Genomic DNA, 18990 nt, shown 5'->3' with positions numbered 1-18990 from the left:
TTTCACTTTTACTCGGAAGGACATTATGACCACCCCGAAGAACCCCTATGGTAATAACGAGAATGGTTTTGGTGACGGATTGCCGCAGCAACCTAACTCAATGCCTGCATATCCTGGAGTAGGAAATACAGAAGGGGACTATGGCCAGGATTCCTTTAACGGAATGCATTACGGAAACCCAGAATATGGTGCAGTAACTCCGGCGAACAACACCATTGCTTATTGGGCGCTGGGCTTTGCCATTATCTCTGTGTTGGCTGTACTCAGCATCGTGGGTCTTATCTTTGCGTTTATTCCCGCGCTCGTTGCCCTCGTTTTGGCGATTATTGCGCTGGTGAAGGGGCGCAAGATGCCTTTAGGATCTAAGACCCGTAAAGGCATGTCTATTATCTCCCTGGTTCTTAGTATCCTTATTATCGTTGGATCACTGGTTAGCGCTTTGCTTTTGGGAGCTTTCGTCCTAGATACAGCTGGCAACTGTGTTAACCTTCCACAAGAAGAACAACAGCAGTGCGTTGAAGCCGAGCTCAATAAAAAGTTTAATAACTAAAAAAGATAAGCGTGGTGGCCTTCCCCGACTTCGGGGAAGGCCACCACGCTTATCTACAGCTATAGCTAATTAATCAAGATAGTCGCGGAGAACCTGCGAACGTGACGGGTGCCGTAGCTTAGACATAGTCTTAGACTCAATCTGGCGGATACGCTCACGAGTAACTCCATAAACCTGTCCGATTTCATCAAGCGTTCGTGGCATACCATCAGTGAGGCCAAAGCGGAGTTTAACTACACCAGCTTCACGCTCTGAGAGCGTATGGAGAACATCCTGTAGCTGATCTTGGAGCAACGTAAAGGAAACTGCATCGACAGCGATAACTGCTTCAGAGTCTTCGATGAAGTCACCAAGCTGGCTGTCGCCTTCATCGCCGATGGTCTGGTCAAGAGAAATTGGTTCGCGCGCATATTGCTGGATCTCGAGAACCTTTTCCTCGGTGATATCCATTTCCTTAGCCAGCTCTTGCGGGGTGGGTTCGCGTCCCAAATCCTGCAGCAGCTCGCGTTGGATTCTGCCCAGTTTGTTAATGACCTCCACCATATGGACAGGGATACGAATGGTTCGTGCTTGATCCGCCATAGCGCGGGTAATAGCCTGTCGGATCCACCACGTAGCATACGTGGAGAACTTGTAACCCTTGGTGTAGTCGAATTTTTCAACTGCGCGGATAAGACCGAGGTTGCCTTCTTGAATCAAGTCTAGGAAAGCCATACCTCGACCGGTATAGCGCTTAGCTAACGAAACTACCAAACGGAGGTTGGCTTCTAGCAGGTGGTTCTTAGCCTTGCGGCCATCGCGGGCAATCGCGCGAAGATCGCGTTTAACTGCAGGAGTAAGTTTTGCTTCCCTATCTCCGTTGTTAAAGGCCTCTTCCATCTGCTCCATGCGGTAGGTGGCATAGAGACCAGCTTCAATGCGTTTAGCTAGAGAGACTTCTTGCTCCGCATTAAGGAGAGCGACCTTACCGATTTGTTTCAGATAAGCTCGCACCGAGTCTGCGGAAGCCGTGAGCTCTGCATCTTTGCGGGCTTGGCGCAGAGCAGCAGACTCGTCTTCGTCCCAAACCGAGGAACCTTCATCGTCTTCCTCGTCCTCAGACTCTTCAGAAGCTTCTTCCTCATCGTCATTGCCCAGAACCGATACAAGATCGTCTTCTTCATCGTGAAGATCATCCTCTGTGGCGTCGAGAGGATCATAATCATCGTTGTCATCGGTCTCAAGCTCGTCTTCATCGGTAGATTCCAGTTCAGGCGAAACCTCTACTGGTTCTTCGACTTTGACTGCGCGCTTAGGCGCTTTTTTAGCCGCCTTCTTAGCGGTTTTTTTAGCTACCTTTTTGGCCGTTTTCTTAGCTGTTTTTTTAGCGGTTTTCTTGGCCGCTTTTTTCACGGGAGCAGAATCCTTCAACTCGACAGAATCCGATTCGATGGATGACGCGGTGGGGGATTCAGCTTCAATGCCGCCGACGAGACCCACTGTGGTGGATACCGGCTCGGCTTTGCGCGGAGCGGCCTTCCGAGCGACCTTGCGTGCCGTCTTCTTCGCTGCGACTTTCTTTGCCGTCTTCTTTGCGGCAGGAGCGGCTGCTTCACCGGCAGGAGTTCCAGAAAGACCGGTGCCGCTAGTGCGTGCCGTTGCGGAAGATTCTGAATTATCAGTGGCTGCCACGTACGCCCTTTCGATTGGATGAGTGAGTTTCCTCGTAAAAAGGTTGATGCCAGGTAGGACGTGAAGAACAGAGCTGTTTCTTACTCGCCTATGGGGCTTAACCCGATGGAAGCTTTAACGTCAAAAGCCTCATTATTATTCCCTGCTTAACGTGTGCACTTTACATAAAGTTCAACAAGCGGAAGGACACAGGGAGAACTGGAGGTCGAACGTGGAAGTTCCTAGGCATTTTACTAATTACGACTTGGACAAAGCGCCATTATAAAACATTTAAGGAGATTGCGGGGTTTGAGGGGGCGTTACTTGCAAAATTATGGAAGTTTTAGCGGTAGCGACCCCATGAAGGTTGGCAGTTTTTACGATGCTCTAGGGGCGGATATTTTGGTCAGCCGCCATTGCTGCTCCTACGATTCCTGCAGTATTGCGTAGCTTTGCAGGTACGACAGGTGTAGCGATAGTGAGCTTAGGGATCCATTTATCGGCTTTGCGTGAGATTCCTCCGCCTACGATAAATACGTCTGGCCAAAAGAGCCGTTCATATTCGCTGAGGACTTTAGAAACACGCTTGGCCCATTTGGAATAGCTTAGCTCTTCACGGTCTTTGGCTGCGGATGAAGCGAGATGCTCGGCTTCTTTTCCTTCTACGAGCATGTGTCCTAGTTCAGTATTGGGGAATAGGACGCCATTGATAAAGAAAGCGGAACCGATTCCAGTTCCTAAAGTGAGCAAAATGGCGGAGCCGCGGCGAGCTTGTTCTTCTCCGAAAGTGACCTCGGCGATGCCTGCCGCATCGGCGTCGTTAAGCACTGCAACGTTACGTCCGCCTAGGGTTTTTGTAAATAGTTTCTGAACATCAACGTTGATCCATGATTTGTCAATGTTAGCGGCGGAAAGAGCTACCTGATTTCGGATTACAGAGGGAAGCGTTATTCCGACTGGTCCTTCCCATTCAGCTTCTGTAACAATGCGGAAAATCGTTTGGGCGACCGCTTCGGGGGTGGCAGGTTTGGGCGTTAAAATTTTAATCCTGTCTCCGACAAATTCACCGGTATCCAGATCAACACGGGCGCCTTTAATCCCAGATCCACCAACATCAATGCCAAAGCCAATTCGTGTCATGGATTTGAGCTTACTGAATGGCAAGCGCCTGTGAGCGCAATTGCAGCAGATTTACGCCTCTACGCGATGTAAATAACGCACAACATAATGAGGAACCGCAAAAACGTATGGGGGCTTTTGGGCTGCGTAATCTAGGAAAAGAAGGAAGAATGGGTTGTGCGTAAACAGTTTTGTAAAAGATGTCACTTCCGTGATTTAAGGACGGTTGAGCAGCATGTCAAACAATGATGATCATGATGTAGATGCGCATTTGTCACACGAGGGAGCTGCGTGTGCTCGGGCAGGACAAGCAGTAGCTCTTTTAACTGCAGAGCACGATGCAGAGCCAAGTACTGCGGTCCAGCTTGCAGGCCATGCTATTGCGATCGCTGATTGTGCTGCTGCTGCCATTAGAAGACAGGTTGCCCAGCTGGGAGACCTTTCCGACTTCGTGCACACTAAGTCTTCTCCAGTAGATCCGGTGACTGTAGTGGACACGGAGGCAGAGAGAATTATCGCCGAAGAGATTGCCCGTAGACGTCCGAGCGATGGCATTATTGGGGAGGAAGGCAGCGAGCTGGTATCCGTCAGCGGGGTGACGTGGATTGTTGACCCGATTGACGGCACGGTTAATTTTCTCTACGGGATTCCTCACTATGCGGTATCGATCGCGGCTGCCGTAGATGGTCAAGTCGTCGCTGGCGCAGTAGTGAACGTGGCTACCGGACGAATGTATGCCGCTGCAGTAGGAGCAGGTGCAATTGCTGCTGATGAAGGTGAAGACTGGTCTGTCATCAGGGTGAGGTATGTCCAGGATCTAGCCATGGCACTTGTAGCTACTGGGTTTTCTTATGCGGCGAAGCGGAGGGAAGAACAAGCGCAATTGCTTGTGCACGTGCTGCCCCAAGTACGTGATATTCGCAGGATGGGAAGTGCCGCTTTAGACTTGTGTTCCGTGGCGGAGGGGAGGATTGATGCTTATTTTGAGCGCGGTCTTAACTCATGGGATTACGCTGCAGGGGCGTTGATTGCAGCTGAAGCTGGTGCGAGTGTCCGAATCCCGCCTCTTTCTACGCCGGGAACGTCGGGGGAAATTGTGTGGGCCTCCTCACCTAGCATTTCGATAGAGCTAGAAAACCTTATTACCTCACATAACGTGCGAAATTGAAGAGCATGAATTGATAGGTTCACTTCTTTGAAGTTACCCCCGTTAGGGAGGTTGTTGGAACTGAAGTGACAATCTGGGATTTGTGCCTTAATATGCGCGTCGATAGATGCCACACAGTAGTTCGGGCAGGGGCAGGCATACAACGCCGCTGACGCGATGACTGTTCTGCAATTTACTTCAGGAAGCGAGACACATGGCGACTGACTACGACGCACCCCGACGTCGAGAAGAAGACGAGATTGAGACTGACTCCCTAGAGGGACTGAAAGCCGCAGAGTCAACTAAGAGCAATATTGATGATGACGGTGAGATCGTCGAACCTTTTGAGCTTCCCACAGTGGATCTTTCGGGAGAAGAACTTAGCGTTACCGTGATTCCTCGCCGTTCCGACGAGTTCACCTGTTCTGTTTGCTATTTGGTTCAACGCAATAATCGTATCGATCATGTCGAAGATGACGGCAGTATTATCTGCAAAGATTGTGCGTAACTAAGTCGTCATGAGGGCATAGGTGCGATGCATTCATCGGCCGTAACTGCCAACGTGGATGCTGCGCGTTAGCGCACAAAATATAAGGTCAGAGGCTGCTACATTTTTAGCAACCTCTGACCTTATGCGTGTCCTCAGTGGATTAGCATTAGCGTCACGTGTTGACGGTTTGATGAGGCACAAAACTCTGAAGCAATTGTTCTGGGTTCTTAGAAGAAATCAGCCAGTAGGGGGTGGGGTCGTCCTCGTCGTCTAACACGAGCATCACCATCTCAGGTACCCAGCCATGAGAGACCATAAAAGCGGCAGGATCAAACTGGCGTCCCATCGCGTTGCGTTTGGCAGAAGAGGGGACAGCCAACGAACGCGAAACTACGGTAGAAGGCAGGTTGGCTTCGCCGACAACAAGCCAACGGGTTCCCTCAGAGTCCTCCTCGACAGTGATTTTTGTCCCAGACCAAGAAAGGAGGACCCACGTCGATATTGCTGCTAGAAGGACAGCAGTGCCATAGAACCAGATACCAGATCGATTTATCCCAGCCTGTGTCGCGATGAGGGCGACGAAGGCTGCGGCAAAAAGCCACCAGTACCATGGAACCCATTGTCGTTCGCTGTACAAGACTTTTACTTGATTACGTTCCCCATCAGTCACGCAGCACAGTCTACTGCAGTGCAAGGCGACTACAACTGCTGAGCACTGAGATGACTTCACAGTGGTTTTGAGCTTTACGACGCTATTGCGGTGGGGTCGCAAAGCTTATTCAAGAAGATGGCCTCATAAATGTGAGAATTTGTACGTTGGTGTGGCATTCTTATGCGGTGTTTGTGCCGCATCGGCACAGAAAGACTTAGGTCAGATGAACAACAGAGCAAGGAGCTGCATCGTGGATGCCTACAGTGATCACCAAATAGGACCTGTGTCGATTAAACGGCTAGATAAAGATCTTCCGCTACCTCAGCGTGCACATCGCGGAGACGCAGGAGTGGACCTGTATGCCACCGAGAACATCCAGATTCAGCCTGGACATCGGGCACTCGTAGGCACCGGCGTGGCGTTAGCTTTGCCTCTAGGGACTGTGGGACTTATCCACCCACGATCAGGACGTGCTCTAAAAGAAGGACTCAGTATTGTCAATGCTCCCGGTACAATCGATGCAGATTATCGTGGAGAAATCAAGGTGTGCCTGATTAACCTTGATCCTCAGACACCTATCTCTATTGAGCGTGGACAGCGTATTGCTCAGCTTGTGATTCAGAAAGTTGAGTTGGTTGATTTTATAGAGGTCGAGGAGCTCGATGACACAGTACGAGGAGCTAGCGGCTACGGCTCTACAGGGGTTAACTAGTTTACGGGCAGCGTAGTCTGTGGTTACAGCTAGTTGTGTTGCTTTGTACTACCAGCCCTTGATTAGCCACAAAGAATTACAAGCAGTGCAAGTGTGAAGGAAGAATATGTCTATCTGGCCTTTTGGTAAAAATAAAAATGAGTCTACTGACAACCCGGATATGGACCGACAAGAAGACCCCGGATACCCGGCAGAAAATGATCCATCTCTGGTAAAAGCAGATCCAGAGGGTGATTCTTTAGATGACAGCTTGGTAGCGGATGAGTCCGAAGGCGCAGATCCTCTTCATGATGCGATCAATGGCCAGAGAGGTCCCTTTGATGCCGGACACGTCGATATTGAGGAGTTTGATTTCTCTGATTTCTCCGATGGAACACTCAATCTAGGTTCCTTACTTGTCCCGCTCCCACGCCCTTCTGAGGTGCAAGTGGAAATGGGGCCAGAGGGGCCGAAGATGCTTCACATTCTTACAGAGCACGGACGTATCACTCCGGTTGCTTTCGCTGCGCCTTCTTCCGCAGGGCAATGGCGTGAATCGACCAAAGAAATTGCAGCGGGAATGCGTGAAGACGGGCTCCTTGTGCACATCGAACATGGTCCTTGGGGGCGTGAGATCGTTGGATCTGCAGACGGAGGAAACGGGATAATTCGCATCATTGGTGTAGATGGACCTCGTTGGATGCTGCGGATGACTCTTGCTGCGCCGGCGGAATCTGCTGAGCAGATGGCTGAGCTGGGCCGTGAAGTTATCGCCCGTACTTTTGTGAATCGCGGAGATGCTCCTATTTTGGCCGGAAGCTCATTGCCAGTGGCTCTTCCGCAACCACTTGCAGAGCAAGTGCAGGAAGAGATGGCGCGACGAGCTGCGATGGAGAGCGACCCGAATAATTCTCAGCCCCCAGCGGCACCTTCTGAATAAACCACTGATAGTAATAAAGGAATTAAGTGGACTCTTCTGTTACAGAACCTGAAGGAAAAACCAAAGATACTGGTACGTTTTTGGACCAGATGGGTGGTCTTGGAGGCTTAGTCTCCTCGACTTTGCCTATCCTGGTTTTTGTTCCAATCAACAACACATGGGGTCTTAATATTGGCCTCTTGGCTGCGATCGCGATAGCGATAGCAGTCACAGTGTGGCGCCTGATGCGGAAAGAAAATCTTCAGCCTGCTATCTCAGGGTTTATCGGAGTAGGAATTTGCGCGGCAATCGCATGGTGGACTGGAGACGCCAAAGGCTATTTCCTTTATGGCATCTGGATGTCAGGCTTGATGTCTCTCGTGTTTATAGTCTCCTTGATCGTGCGATGGCCTATGGTCGGAATCATCTGGAAGGGGATCAATGGCGAAGGCATGGCGTGGAGAACAAACGTCACGGCGCGTCGTGCTTATGCTGTCGCTACTCTCGGATGGGCCTTAGTATTTGCAACGCGCTTTGTAGTTCAGCGTAATCTTTATGATGCAGACGCAACGAATGCGCTAGCGCTTGCACGTATTCTCATGGGCTGGCCGCTTACCGGATTAGTCACGCTACTTACGGTGTGGATGGTTAAGAAAGCCGCACGTGCGATGGCCACAGAGCAAAATATGCCTGTAGAAGAAACTGCGGATCGGGAAGCTAACCCTGTCGATCCTCAAGAAGGACATAAATAAATGACTGAGACGGCAGCGGGTATTCCCGAGGGATCGAATGTAACCCTGCATAAGGGAACAAAAGTCGAGTTGACCATTGAGCGGTCAGCACATGGGGGCGAAGGAATAGCCTTGTCTGAGGGGCGGGTGGTTTTTGTTCCTAATACCTATCCCGGGGATGTAGTCGAGGCCACAATTACGCAGGTGAAGAAAAAATTTGCTCGTGCGGAACTGGATGCAGTGATACGAGCATCTGATCTTAGAACAGTCAATAGATGTCTGGCAGCGTTGCATGGCGCCGGATGCTGTGACCTAGGAGATATTAAGCCTGAAGAAGAAGCTCAGTTCAAAGCACATATTTTGAAAGACCAGCTTCATCGTTTAGGCAAGATCACTGATATTCCTGCTATTGATGTGCAGACTATTGGGGAACCAGTGGGTTGGCGCACCCGGATGCGCCTGGGTGTCGATGCTCTGGGGAACGCCGGTTTTCGTCGTCGCAACTCCCACGACATAGTGGCGCATCATCGTTGTTCACAAGCTGTTCCAGGCTTGTTGGACGGGATCGTCGAATCTGAAGGAGCGGCAGTGAACTTTACGTTCACGCCAGGTTCTCAGATTGTGGTCGTCCTGGACGATGAAGGTAAACGCTCAGTCGTGGAAACACGAAAGCCATCGCGAGGGCAACGTGCTGAGTCGATTCAAAAAGTATTGGAAGGCGACGGCAACGTTACTCAGGTCATCGACAACGCACAATTTACTATTCCAGCAACAGCTTTTTGGCAGGCACATAAGGCTTCGGCCCAGCATTATGCTTCTACTATCCAACGCTGGATGAAAACTACGCTGCAGGAGCTTAACCTCAAGGATGCTGTTAACGGCAAACCCATTGGATGGGACCTCTATGGTGGGGCAGGAGCTTTTGTGCCCGCAATGTTGGAGGGGCTGGGAGAAGACAGCACTATCCACTCTGTGGAGCTAGCGCCAGAAGCTGCAAAAGCTGGAAAACATGCTCTAAGAAGCATCCACGGCGCCAAACGGGTGGTCTTCCACTCCTCGCTGGTGGAGCGGGCTGTGCCGAGGCTACCAAAGCCTGTTGCAGTGGTGCTCGACCCGCCACGAGTGGGAGCTGGGCGAGCAGTCATTGATGATATTGCGCTAGCGTCGCCTGAGGTTGTTGTTCATATTGGTTGCGATCCTGCCACTTTTGCTCGTGATATGTCGTATTGGTTGGAAAACGGGTACGCATTGATTCGTCTCCAGCTTGTGGATGCTTTTCCAGGTACTCATCATTTTGAGACCCTCGGCTTATTGGTGCGCGATAAGGGCCGCAAACTTTAATTCGTGCGCTTGTGGCGACATGCGAAAGTGGTGGGCTTTATTAGTCGGAGTACATGACGGAGTAGAATGCGTTTAAGAATTTTTGTCACTTCAGGCTTGTAGCTGCATGCGCCCCCAATCGCATGTCTCCTCAGACCGTAGAGCTCTCCACTATCCTTAGCGGAGAGTGCTAACAGCTAAGCCCGTCGTCCGCGATCAATGAAAGGGTGCGCCTTTCCTCCATGGGTATTCTTCACACCGTCTCGTCTCCGGCCGACGTGAAAAGGCTCTCTTTTGATGAGCTTGATGCGCTTGCTGCAGAGATTAGAGAATTTCTTGTTGAAAAAGTATCTGCTACCGGAGGGCACCTGGGGCCAAATCTCGGAGTAGTTGAGCTGACGATTGCTCTGCATCGTGTCTTTTCTTCTCCTTCGGATCCCATTATTTTTGATACGTCACATCAGTCCTATGTTCATAAGATCCTGACGGGTCGCGGGGGGCTGTTTGACTCGCTGAGGCAAAAGGGAGGCTTGTCCGGCTATACAGACCGTGCAGAAAGCCCTCACGACTGGACCGAATCTTCACACGCTTCAGCAGCATTGTCGTACGCCGATGGTTTGTCCAAGGCGTTTGAGATTCAAGGAGAAACCCATCGCAACGTCGTTGCGATTGTTGGCGATGGCGCTTTGACCGGCGGGATGTGTTGGGAGGCTCTCAATAACATCGCAATGGGCAAGGATCGCAATGTTGTGATCGTGGTCAACGACAATGGCCGCAGTTATTCTCCTACGATCGGTGGTTTTGCCGATAACTTAGCGGGCCTTCGGATGCAGCCGTTCTACGACAAGATGATGGAGCAGGGGAAGAGCACGCTGAAGGCCCTTGGCTGGGTGGGTGAGCGAACTTTTGAAGCGCTTCATGCATTCAAAGAAGGCGTTAAATCTAGCGTTATTCCCACAGAAATGTTCCCTGAGCTGGGAATGAAGTACATTGGTCCGGTTAATGGGCATAACATCAAGGCTGTAGAAACTGCGCTCCGCTATGGACGTGATCATAAAGGTCCGCTGATTGTTCATGTGGTTACCGAAAAAGGCAAAGGCTATGCCCCCGCAGAAAATGATGTTGCGGAACTCATGCACTCCACGGGTGTTATTAACCCCAAGACAGGTGAACCCGTAGGAACAAAAAGTCCCGGCTGGACGTCTGTGTTTAGCAAGGAACTTGTGGAGGTCGGCAAGGAACGCCAGGACATCGTGGCCATTACCGCTGCGATGGCAGGCCCGACTGGTTTATCGGCCTTTGGGGAAGCCTATCCGGAGAGATTTTTTGACGTAGGGATCGCTGAACAACATGCGATGACCTCTGCAGCGGGTCTAGCCTTGGGCGGCCTACACCCTGTTGTCGCAGTGTATTCGACATTCCTCAATCGGGCGTTTGACCAGATGATCATGGACGTCAGCCTCCTTGAACTGCCGGTCACCATCGTGCTGGACAGAGCAGGCGTAACTGGTTCTGATGGAGCAAGCCATAATGGTGTATGGGATTTTGCGATAACATCGGTGATCCCGGGGATGCGTGTTGCGGCGCCGCGCGATGGATCGCAGCTTAAAGAGCTCTTCCGTGAAGCGGTATCTATCGATGGTCCCACGGTGGTCAGATTCCCCAAAGGAAATCTTCCTGAGGAGATCCCCGCCCTCATGAGGCTTGACGACGGTGCGGAGGTGTTGGCTTATGCGGACACTGAAGGTGCTGATAGTGATTCGCCTAGCATTTTGATCGTTGCAGCAGGCATTATGGCGAAGACCGCGATGGAAGCATGTTCGACCTTGATTGAAGAGGGGCTAAACGTAACAGTGGTGGATCCGCGATGGGTTTCACCTGTTGCACCGTCGCTTATTGCTATGGCAGCAGATCATGACCTCGTGGTCACCATCGAAGATGGCATTATCCATGGTGGTATTGGCTCGATGATCAATGAGGCTCTTAACGCTGCAGAAATTGATGTTCCGGTTCGGAACTTAGCCTTCCCGGAAGTGTTCCCTGAGCATGCGTCGAGAAGCGAACTTCTTAAGATGGTGGGACTCGACTCTCATAGTGTGACCACTGCTATTTGTGGTTGGGCGGAAGATCTCTTTGGCCCTAGTGAAGCAGAAGCGGAATAGCGGAGAGGCTGCGTCGAAAAGCTTTTATAGGAGCTTGCGGCGCAGCGGGTCGAGGACAATCTGAATTTGCCACTCGCGCGCCTGGTGATCGCGTAAAGCCTGTACAAGATCGTCATGGGAGACAATCGAGTATGTGGTGCAGCACAGCCAGACGATTTCTCGGAGAGCTGAGGGCTGAAGAATATTCTCGACGGGAATCTCCAGGTGGAGAGACAGGGAGCTTAACGAGCGCTGTACGTCCTCCCAGGCCGCCAAGACCTCAGGATAGTCGCGTCCCCACAAAGATTTGGGAGGATAAGGGCGCGGTGGGCGAGGATTCCTTTGCGGCCATTGACTAGAGGGAAGCTTGCGGGCAGCCGTGACAACGCTCAACCACCTACGAGATGCCTTCCGTAATCGGGAAGGATAACCGGGTGATCGTTCTACTGCACGTACACTCTGAGGCATGGAAAGTGCTAAACCGATGACTGCTTTATCAGGCAGTATACGAGACACGGCCTTGTCCACTTCGTAGGCTTCCTTCTCTCGTGCATTCCAGACTTCTCTGGCCACGACAAGTTGCTCGGGATCTTTGATGGAACCAATTCCTTTAAGATCTATCCACTGTTTAGGCGAGCGCGGAGTGTCATATTCCATGTGGACAAGGTGGGCAAACTCTTGTTCAGCCCAATCGAGCTTGCCTTGAGAATCGAGTAGCTCCGCCATTGCATCAGCAAGGTCTAAGAGAGTTTCTACGTCTAGAGCTGCATAGTTTAGCCAGTCTGTAGGAAGGGGACGTGTGGACCAATCCTCTGCGCCATGTCCTTTGAGCAATGTGAAGCCGACGATTTCTTCGGTCATTGCGGCAAGGTTGACGCGCGGCATACCGATGAGCCTGCCGGCAAGTTCGGTATCAAAAATATTAGAAGGGCGCAGTCCCAATTCGTGCAGGCACGGTAGATCACTGGGGGCCGCGTGAATGACCCAAGTATGGAAGTTGAGCACTCTTCCGAGGTGCTGAGTGACAGCCTCGGGATGGATTGAAGGGTCGATAAGCACCGTGCCGGCTTGCCTTCTACGGATTTGTAGAAGAAAAGCACGATCGTCATAACGGAATCCTGAGGCACGTTCTGTATCTACAGCAAACGGTCCAGTTCCAGATTCGAGAAGACGCGCTGCATCAGCTATTTCTTCTACCGTAGTGCACAGTGGAGGAAGGCCCTCCCTGGGTTCGTCGAGAAGCTCGGGCATAATGTAAGTATTAGCGGCCTATTGCTGAAATGCCCTCAGGAGGCAGACCTGCGACGTTGGCAAGTACCTTTGAAAAAGCGAGGACATGAGGTGCAAGATCATAGGATTCCGCGGTCCATGATGCCCGCATCTCAACTTGATATGCCCTTGGTGGTCCACCGATGTCTCCAAAGCGAACTGAAGACGTAGATGTCACTGTTCCGCCTAAGTTGCTAAAACCTGCATCTGCAAGTCCTTCAGTCAGCCATTCCCATGCAACCTCTGGGAGCAAAGGATCGTTGGCTACAGAAGCATCCATATCTGCTTGGATATAAGCAACAAGGCGCATGGTTCCTTCCCATGAGTCCTCGGAATGAGGGTCATGAAGGAGGATGAGCCGGCCGAAAGCGTCTCCATCGCTGTGGTCAGGGATACGCGAGCCCTGAGTTGGGTCAGATACCTCTAGGCCGATTGCGTGGCTAAACGGAGCAAGACGCTGCGGGGGACGGATTGTCCCCAAAGTGATCTCAGGACGCAGCATAGCCTGATGCATAGATTCGACCGCCTGGGAAAACTCCAGTGGGGTTGAGTCCGTGGCGTCCGAGATATTGGGCGTCGACGGTGCTTGAGAATCAGTCACAAAGGAGAACGTAACTTTTGCTGTGCACGTTTGGTTGGAGGCGCGCCGGAAGTGCATAGTGCTTGAACCCTGTATAGGAAATAAGTCGACGTGAGATGGGGTAGACAGGAGATGTAGCCTGCGCGCGACGAAGATTCTTTGACCGTGAGCTGGAATAAAACTTAAGATTGATAGCAAGACGGGAGTTTTGGTGGATGGGACGATTTACAGAGTCGCTTTCTCCAGGATTTCTGTCTGATTACTACGAACACGTTATAGACGGCAACTAGGTGCAGACAGAAAGGCTATGCAGTGGCAAAGAAGATTAACTTCGACGAATTGAATAGTTTGCAAAGGTATTCGCAATTTGTGACGTTTAAAGCGATACCAGGAGCTTTGGGAACAGACAGAAGCGATATCATCGCTCAGGCACAGGGCTTTTTCGCTGAGCTGGAACGCGAAGGTGTAGTTTCCGTCCGCGGAATTTATGACTTGTCGGGGTGCCGGGCTGAAGCTGACTTTATGATCTGGTGGATTGCAGAGGAATTTGAACAGATTCAGGATGCATACTGCAGGTTCCGTCGAGACACCGTGCTGGGGCAGACCACAGAGGTCTTCTGGCTAGGTAACTCACTCCACCGTCCTGCAGAGTTTAACCGTTCACACCTTCCCTCATTCATTATGGGAGAAGAGCCCGGTCAGTGGATCACTGTGTATCCTTTCGTGCGTTCTTATGACTGGTACCTTATGGATCCACAAGAGCGTCGTGCCATCTTGGTTGAGCATGGTCAAGCAGCCCGCGAATACCCAGATGTTCGCGCTAACACTGTCCCCGCTTTTGCCTTGGGTGATTATGAGTGGATGCTGGCCTTTGAAGCACCGAGCTTGGACCGCATCGTTGATTTGATGCATCAGATGCGTTACACCAAGGCGCGGCTTCACGTACGTGAAGAGGTTCCTTTCTTCACCGGTAAGCGAGTAACGACTATCGGCGATGTGATTTCTGTACTGCCATAACGCTTCTGGTTTTTAAAAATACTCCCCTCGGCTCAGCCGCTGTGTGGGCTCATAGGCGAGGGGAGTAGTGGTTTTATTTAGTCGACGGGCTTCTCTTCTAACTCAAGGCAGATTGAGTTAATGCAATAGCGCAGATCTGTAGGAGTGGAATAGCCTTCCCCTGCGAAAACATGGCCTAGGTGTGAGTTGCAGGTGGCGCACAGGACCTCGGTACGCACCATTCCTAGCGAGGTGTCGGAGCGCTCGATAATTTTGTCCCCTGCTAGTGGGGAGAAAAACGAAGGCCACCCGCAATGGGAATCAAATTTCTCTGTGGATCTGAACAGTTCAGTTCCACACGCCCGACAGGAATAAACGCCTTCGGTCTTTGTATTGGTGTATTTGCCAACGTGAGGAGCTTCAGTCCCAGCTTGTCGCAGAACCCGATATTCTTCAGCGCTGAGTCGTTGCCGCCACTGATCGTCGGAAATCAGCTTGAAGTTAGTCATAATAAGCACTCCTTGTTAGTCGACGGGCTCGGAAGACCAAGCGCCAATGGATCTTATGTATCTATCAACGCGCGGGCTTTCCTGATATTTCCCTTTATGAGCCGATTCAGGAATTTAACAGCAATACAGCAGGATTATGGTAGCTTTCGATGTGAAGTCGCAGGATAAGTGCTGAATAAAAAGGGAAGATAGGGCAGAGTGCTTTTTGGAACTTCTTCGAGATTTAAGCGGTCGACGGATTCAGCGCAGCAGCGTTGTTAACATCCGCCTGTCGCCATGCCATGGCACTGACGCTGATAGCGATGATGAGCAGTCCCCAGCCAAAAGTGGCCTGGAAAGTAGTGAGCCAAGGGCCTACTACCGGCCAATACGATGAAGTCCAATCAAATGGAGCAAGGACAAGGAGTGCACCGATCCAGGCTGTCCACGTATGCATAGGGGAGCGAGAGAGAAGAACGGTAAACAGCAGGGGGAAAAGAGTCATGGAATAGTACATTTGCCCCAGCGAGGATAAGAAAAAGCCGGCGAGGAGTAGAAGCGATGCTGTGGAAGTAATCCACAGCAAAGGTTCCTTTGACCTCCATTGAAGGAGGAAGAGGATCCCCGCAATAACGAGTCCGGCAAAGAGCACGAAAAAGAAAGCGCTCACCCATGTCGGCGCACCAAAGTACACTGCCATGCCACGCAAGGAGCTATTGGCGTAGTCTCGAACCTCTTTAAGATAAGGCGCCGTACGGCTAAGGTACTCGGAAGCACCTGGCACTAGGAACCAACCGACAATATTGGTAACTATCGGAATTCCCAGCGCAGCACACAGGGTTTGCCAGTGCAGCAAAACTAGCGGGATAAAAAGGACTGGCAAGAAAACAGGTTTGACCACAATCGCCAGGCCAATAATAATTCCAGCCCACCACCGCCGATTATCAAGAGTTAATCGGAGAAAAGCGACAAAAGCTAGAAGCAAGACTCCGTTGATATTGGAAAAGATGAGGGTGTTTCTTACAGCTTCTGTGAGAAAGGCGAGTGCGATCACGAGCGGAAAGACCGCACTTTTAAGCGAGTATCCAAAAAGCCGAGTGAGAAGCGCCAGCGCCGCGATGATGGCAGCGGCATTTGCGATGATGAATACCAGGCGTTGAAACGCAAAATGAGTGCCTAGGGCTATCGGCGACAGGAGAACAGTGGCTCCGGGGTTATAGAGATAATGCGGGTCAACGAAATAGTATGTCTCGTTATAGACAGGAACTCCGTCGAGGAAACGTCGTAAAGCATTATAAACGGTAGAGAAATCATCGGTGATGCTGCCGTTAACGCCTAAAACCGCGACACTGTATATGACCAAGCCAATAGCTAGCGGATATAAAGCCTTTTTTCCCGCGCTATCCCATGGCGTTTGAGCTAGTGCCGGTTGGGAGTAGGAGAACGAGCGGGATATCTCCGCTTGCCGACGCAACCATTGAGGGAAAGAAAAACGGGTGCTACGGGTAATTTGATTCTCGGTCACTTTGATTACCGTAGTAGAAAAACCCGTGGGGTGGGGGATCGAAACTGGTTAGTACCTCGAAAAATCTGCTGTTAGGGTTTGTTGCCTGAAGTGGCTTTGAGCCTGAGAAAAACTGACCCATCTGTGGCCGTGAGAGTTTCTTCTACAGCAAAGTGATACAAAGCGGTGGTGGTCGATGAGTCGGCGCCAAAGCTGGGTGTTTCTACGGGCAACGCAATGACAGGTGCGATGGTCAGGTGAATAATATCAATGAGCTGGGCCTGAAGAAGCTTCCGATACAAGGATGGTCCGCCCTCACAACTGATGCGAGAAAACTCGTTCTTGCGCAGAGTTGTCAGTGCGGAGTGGAGGCCTGAGGGAGTCTCTAAATCTGAAACCATAAGAACGGCGATCCCCGCATCAGTGAGTTGATGGTATCGATGCGCCCGCTGGACGTCCTGCTTATCGACGTTCTCAGTAATCACAAGTAAAGAATCTCGTGCGCTTGGTTCAAAGACAACCGAATCGCTGGGAAAATCGAGGGAACGGCTGACTATGCCAAGGGTGGGAAGGGGAGTCTGACCTCTGGCTTTTCGCTCTAGCTGCACTTCTAGTGAAAGCGAAACAAGGCCATAAGATTCGGCCTTGATGGTCGCGGAGGTAACCAGCACGAGATCTGACCATGCCCGCACAGCCGTGATCATCTCTGCATCCAGAGGAGTGGAGGAAAAACCGGATACACCGTTGATGGTCGCGGATCCATTAAGAGTGGCTAAGGTGACAGCTCTTAGTTCCGGGTGTTGGGCTGGCTGGATCTCTCCTAGTAACTGTTGTGCCTGCTGCTGAGTAGTGGACATAAAACGATTAGACCATAAAAGGCGGCACCTCTTAAGAGGTACCGCCTTGTGCTGAGCGGATGACGAGACTCGAACTCGCGACCCTCACCTTGGCAAGGTGATGCGCTACCAACTGCGCTACATCCGCATGTTTCTACTGTTTGAAAAGCCTGAAACAAGGCTTTGGTGCGCGATACTGGGATTGAACCAGTGACCTCTTCCGTGTCAGGGAAGCGCTCTCCCGCTGAGCTAAACGCGCTTAATACGAGGTGGAAACGGGAATCGAACCCGTGTGCACGGTTTTGCAGACCGTTGCCTCACCACTCGGCCATTCCACCGTGGCGTTACCGCCGTAGATACTAAGGTACCTGAGCGGATGACGAGACTCGAACTCGCGACCCTCACCTTGGCAAGGTGATGCGCTACCAACTGCGCTACATCCGCATGTTTCTACTGTTTGAAAAGCCTGAAACAAGGCTTTGGTGCGCGATACTGGGATTGAACCAGTGACCTCTTCCGTGTCAGGGAAGCGCTCTCCCGCTGAGCTAAACGCGCGGGCGTTCAAATAAATTTGAACGTGGAGCGGATGACGAGACTCGAACTCGCGACCCTCACCTTGGCAAGGTGATGCGCTACCAACTGCGCTACATCCGCATTACAACTGTTGTTGCGAGATGAAACTTTAGCCTGAATTGTCGGTTTAGTACAAATCCCCAGTGAAACTAAGGGAACCGCCGAATTTTATGCCTGCTGCGGTGATAGCGAGGGGATCTTTGTTGGGACATCTCCTTGACGGTGACACTAGTTTGAGTGCGTCCTTGAGTGCACTCAAAGAATCGTGGGGTTTGGTGATCATTGGTTGGAGAATATCTGGGAATGGCACTGGGTATAGGGTGTGAATCTCTAGGCGGATATTAGAACAGCGGGGTTAAAAGATGCTTCTGCATTGGGTTTTGAATAGAAATGTAGATGGTGCTAAATTCTAGTTCTGTTGCACATTGAGTGCGGATTAAATATAAGGTCCTATGGCTCAGTGGAAGAGCGTTCCGTTCACACCGGAAAGGTCGCTGGTTCGATCCCAGCTAGGACCACCAAACCGAGATGCCCCCCACCCTTGATGGTGGGGGGCATCTCGGTTTATCCCTGTTGTCTGACGCTACTTTTTCTTATCGCAAGCAATGCCGTCATTATCTCTATCGAGTCCAGATCTGTAGCCAGGTTCTCCACGACGCATATGCGAGTATCCTGCGGCGCGGGCTTCTTTGCAGCTGCTGAAATACACGTCTTGTGCTGGTGCCGGAGCTGGTGGAGGGGCTACGAACTGTTGTGGGGCCTGGGCGGGGACCGGCGTTGGTGTTGGGGTAGGCATTGGGGCTGTAGGAGGCGGAGGGGCCATGAACTGCTGTGGTGCTGGTTCTGTAGATGATGGAAGCTTAGGTGTTGCTGACGGTTTCTTGGAAGTACTTCTTGCCGTGCTGGTCCACTCACTCGTGGACGTGGGCGTAGTTTTTGATGTGGTGCTTGATGCCGCGGAAGAGGTGGGGGACACTCTGGAAGACGTAGAGGTTGTACTGGTTGTTGGTGCAGTCTTGTTAGAAGAGGCTTCTGTTGTGGACATAAGTGCAGAACCGAGTATGAAAGCGATAAAGGACGCAAGCGTTACCTTTCCCCAATGGCGTTTGAGGGGTTCCGCACCTTTCTTTTCTCGTCGTTGGTGAAGTAACGTCCATACGCCCGGTAAGAGTGACATCAGGCTGATCAATAGGAATGCGACAAAGAAGCGGAAGTTACTTTCAGCAATCGCGCCAAATATGCCTAAAAGTATGATGAACATGCCCAAGGTGATCGCTATGAGTGAGGCTACTACTTTCATATTTTTGCCCTTTGAGTGGTATTTCTTAGCGGTT

Annotated in this window: 19 protein-coding genes and 7 tRNA genes; 11 read left to right on the top strand and 15 right to left on the bottom strand. The window is 51.3% G+C overall.

Going from position 1 to position 18990, the window contains the following annotated elements; genetic code table 11:
- Positions 1 to 25: 25 nt before the first annotated feature.
- Positions 26 to 550, top strand: coding sequence for a DUF4190 domain-containing protein (locus tag CKV68_RS01890; RefSeq protein ID WP_095075489.1), 525 nt, complete (start codon positions 26 to 28; stop codon positions 548 to 550).
- Between the two features lie 69 nt (positions 551 to 619).
- Here the strand turns inward: CKV68_RS01890 and CKV68_RS01885 are convergent, their stop codons facing one another.
- A complete protein-coding gene (locus tag CKV68_RS01885) occupies positions 620 to 2221 on the bottom strand; it encodes an RNA polymerase sigma factor (protein WP_014525887.1) in 1602 nt (533 codons plus the stop codon).
- A gap of 366 nt (positions 2222 to 2587) precedes the next feature.
- The gene (gene ppgK / locus CKV68_RS01880; RefSeq protein ID WP_013911678.1) at positions 2588 to 3340 is read right to left on the bottom strand and encodes a polyphosphate--glucose phosphotransferase; all 753 of its coding nucleotides are present in this window, start codon (positions 3338 to 3340) and stop codon (positions 2588 to 2590) included.
- 214 nt (positions 3341 to 3554) lie between these two features.
- On the opposite strand from ppgK, the gene CKV68_RS01875 reads away from it, so the two are divergent.
- Both CKV68_RS01875 and CKV68_RS01870 read left to right on the top strand, forming a co-directional pair.
- A complete protein-coding gene (locus tag CKV68_RS01875) occupies positions 3555 to 4487 on the top strand; it encodes an inositol monophosphatase family protein (protein ID WP_014525886.1) in 933 nt (310 codons plus the stop codon).
- Between the two features lie 193 nt (positions 4488 to 4680).
- The gene (locus CKV68_RS01870) at positions 4681 to 4974 is read left to right on the top strand and encodes a DUF4193 domain-containing protein (RefSeq protein ID WP_013911676.1); all 294 of its coding nucleotides are present in this window, start codon (positions 4681 to 4683) and stop codon (positions 4972 to 4974) included.
- Between the two features lie 154 nt (positions 4975 to 5128).
- Here CKV68_RS01870 and CKV68_RS01865 read toward each other — a convergent pair whose 3' ends face one another.
- A complete protein-coding gene (locus tag CKV68_RS01865; RefSeq protein WP_014836490.1) occupies positions 5129 to 5626 on the bottom strand; it encodes a DUF3093 domain-containing protein in 498 nt (165 codons plus the stop codon).
- Between the two features lie 232 nt (positions 5627 to 5858).
- Between CKV68_RS01865 and dut the strand changes: the two genes are divergently transcribed.
- The 5 genes from dut (at position 5859) to dxs (ending at position 11431) form a co-directional block, all read left to right on the top strand.
- Entirely contained in the window at positions 5859 to 6320 is a 462-nt protein-coding gene (gene dut / locus CKV68_RS01860) for a dUTP diphosphatase (RefSeq protein WP_013911674.1), read from the top strand.
- 106 nt (positions 6321 to 6426) lie between these two features.
- Positions 6427 to 7239, top strand: a complete 813-nt coding sequence (locus CKV68_RS01855; RefSeq protein ID WP_095075488.1) for a DUF3710 domain-containing protein — start codon at positions 6427 to 6429, stop codon at positions 7237 to 7239.
- 26 nt (positions 7240 to 7265) lie between these two features.
- On the top strand, positions 7266 to 7970 hold the full coding sequence (locus CKV68_RS01850) for a DUF3159 domain-containing protein (RefSeq protein WP_095075487.1): 705 nt from the start codon (positions 7266 to 7268) through the stop codon (positions 7968 to 7970).
- Positions 7971 to 9290: a class I SAM-dependent RNA methyltransferase gene (locus CKV68_RS01845; RefSeq protein WP_095075486.1), complete on the top strand. Its 1320-nt coding sequence runs from the start codon at positions 7971 to 7973 to the stop codon at positions 9288 to 9290.
- Positions 9291 to 9511: 221 nt separating this feature from the next.
- A complete protein-coding gene (gene dxs / locus CKV68_RS01840; RefSeq protein WP_013911670.1) occupies positions 9512 to 11431 on the top strand; it encodes a 1-deoxy-D-xylulose-5-phosphate synthase in 1920 nt (639 codons plus the stop codon).
- A gap of 24 nt (positions 11432 to 11455) precedes the next feature.
- Here the strand turns inward: dxs and CKV68_RS01835 are convergent, their stop codons facing one another.
- The gene (locus CKV68_RS01835; RefSeq protein ID WP_095075485.1) at positions 11456 to 12661 is read right to left on the bottom strand and encodes an HRDC domain-containing protein; all 1206 of its coding nucleotides are present in this window, start codon (positions 12659 to 12661) and stop codon (positions 11456 to 11458) included.
- 10 nt (positions 12662 to 12671) lie between these two features.
- The gene (locus tag CKV68_RS01830; RefSeq protein ID WP_029975278.1) at positions 12672 to 13280 is read right to left on the bottom strand and encodes a DUF3000 domain-containing protein; all 609 of its coding nucleotides are present in this window, start codon (positions 13278 to 13280) and stop codon (positions 12672 to 12674) included.
- A gap of 291 nt (positions 13281 to 13571) precedes the next feature.
- On the opposite strand from CKV68_RS01830, the gene hemQ reads away from it, so the two are divergent.
- Complete coding sequence (gene hemQ, locus CKV68_RS01825) at positions 13572 to 14276, top strand: hydrogen peroxide-dependent heme synthase (protein ID WP_095075484.1); 705 nt, start codon at positions 13572 to 13574, stop codon at positions 14274 to 14276.
- A 77-nt stretch (positions 14277 to 14353) separates the two neighbouring features.
- Here the strand turns inward: hemQ and msrB are convergent, their stop codons facing one another.
- The 9 genes from msrB to CKV68_RS01780 all read right to left on the bottom strand — a co-directional run bounded on the left by msrB (position 14354) and on the right by CKV68_RS01780 (position 17737).
- Positions 14354 to 14764, bottom strand: a complete 411-nt coding sequence (msrB, locus tag CKV68_RS01820) for a peptide-methionine (R)-S-oxide reductase MsrB (RefSeq protein ID WP_013911666.1) — start codon at positions 14762 to 14764, stop codon at positions 14354 to 14356.
- Positions 14765 to 14987: 223 nt separating this feature from the next.
- Positions 14988 to 16268, bottom strand: coding sequence for a glycosyltransferase family 87 protein (locus CKV68_RS01815; RefSeq protein ID WP_095075483.1), 1281 nt, complete (start codon positions 16266 to 16268; stop codon positions 14988 to 14990).
- Positions 16269 to 16339: 71 nt separating this feature from the next.
- Positions 16340 to 17104, bottom strand: coding sequence for a pyrimidine reductase family protein (locus CKV68_RS01810; protein WP_095075482.1), 765 nt, complete (start codon positions 17102 to 17104; stop codon positions 16340 to 16342).
- A gap of 54 nt (positions 17105 to 17158) precedes the next feature.
- Positions 17159 to 17231, bottom strand: a tRNA-Gly gene (locus tag CKV68_RS01805).
- Positions 17232 to 17267: 36 nt separating this feature from the next.
- Positions 17268 to 17342 (bottom strand) — tRNA-Val (locus CKV68_RS01800).
- Positions 17343 to 17350: 8 nt separating this feature from the next.
- Positions 17351 to 17421, bottom strand: a tRNA-Cys gene (locus CKV68_RS01795).
- Positions 17422 to 17454: 33 nt separating this feature from the next.
- Positions 17455 to 17527 (bottom strand) — tRNA-Gly (locus CKV68_RS01790).
- A 36-nt stretch (positions 17528 to 17563) separates the two neighbouring features.
- Positions 17564 to 17638: transfer RNA gene (locus CKV68_RS01785), tRNA-Val, on the bottom strand.
- 23 nt (positions 17639 to 17661) lie between these two features.
- Positions 17662 to 17737, bottom strand: a tRNA-Gly gene (locus tag CKV68_RS01780).
- Positions 17738 to 18102: 365 nt separating this feature from the next.
- Between CKV68_RS01780 and CKV68_RS01775 the strand changes: the two genes are divergently transcribed.
- A tRNA-Val gene (locus tag CKV68_RS01775) sits at positions 18103 to 18177 on the top strand.
- A gap of 62 nt (positions 18178 to 18239) precedes the next feature.
- On the opposite strand, the gene CKV68_RS01770 is transcribed toward CKV68_RS01775, so the two are convergent.
- The gene (locus tag CKV68_RS01770) at positions 18240 to 18479 is read right to left on the bottom strand and encodes an excalibur calcium-binding domain-containing protein (protein WP_080561862.1); all 240 of its coding nucleotides are present in this window, start codon (positions 18477 to 18479) and stop codon (positions 18240 to 18242) included.
- On the opposite strand from CKV68_RS01770, the gene CKV68_RS01765 reads away from it, so the two are divergent.
- Positions 18478 to 18801, top strand: a complete 324-nt coding sequence (locus tag CKV68_RS01765; protein WP_111690588.1) for a hypothetical protein — start codon at positions 18478 to 18480, stop codon at positions 18799 to 18801. The genes CKV68_RS01770 and CKV68_RS01765 overlap by 2 nt on opposite strands.
- Positions 18802 to 18990: the final 189 nt, after the last annotated feature.

The organism is Corynebacterium ulcerans, assembly GCF_900187135.1.
GTDB classification, from domain to species: domain Bacteria; phylum Actinomycetota; class Actinomycetes; order Mycobacteriales; family Mycobacteriaceae; genus Corynebacterium; species Corynebacterium ulcerans.
Note: the sequence above shows the minus strand (reverse complement) of the source record. Positions and strands in the feature narration are given on the sequence as shown.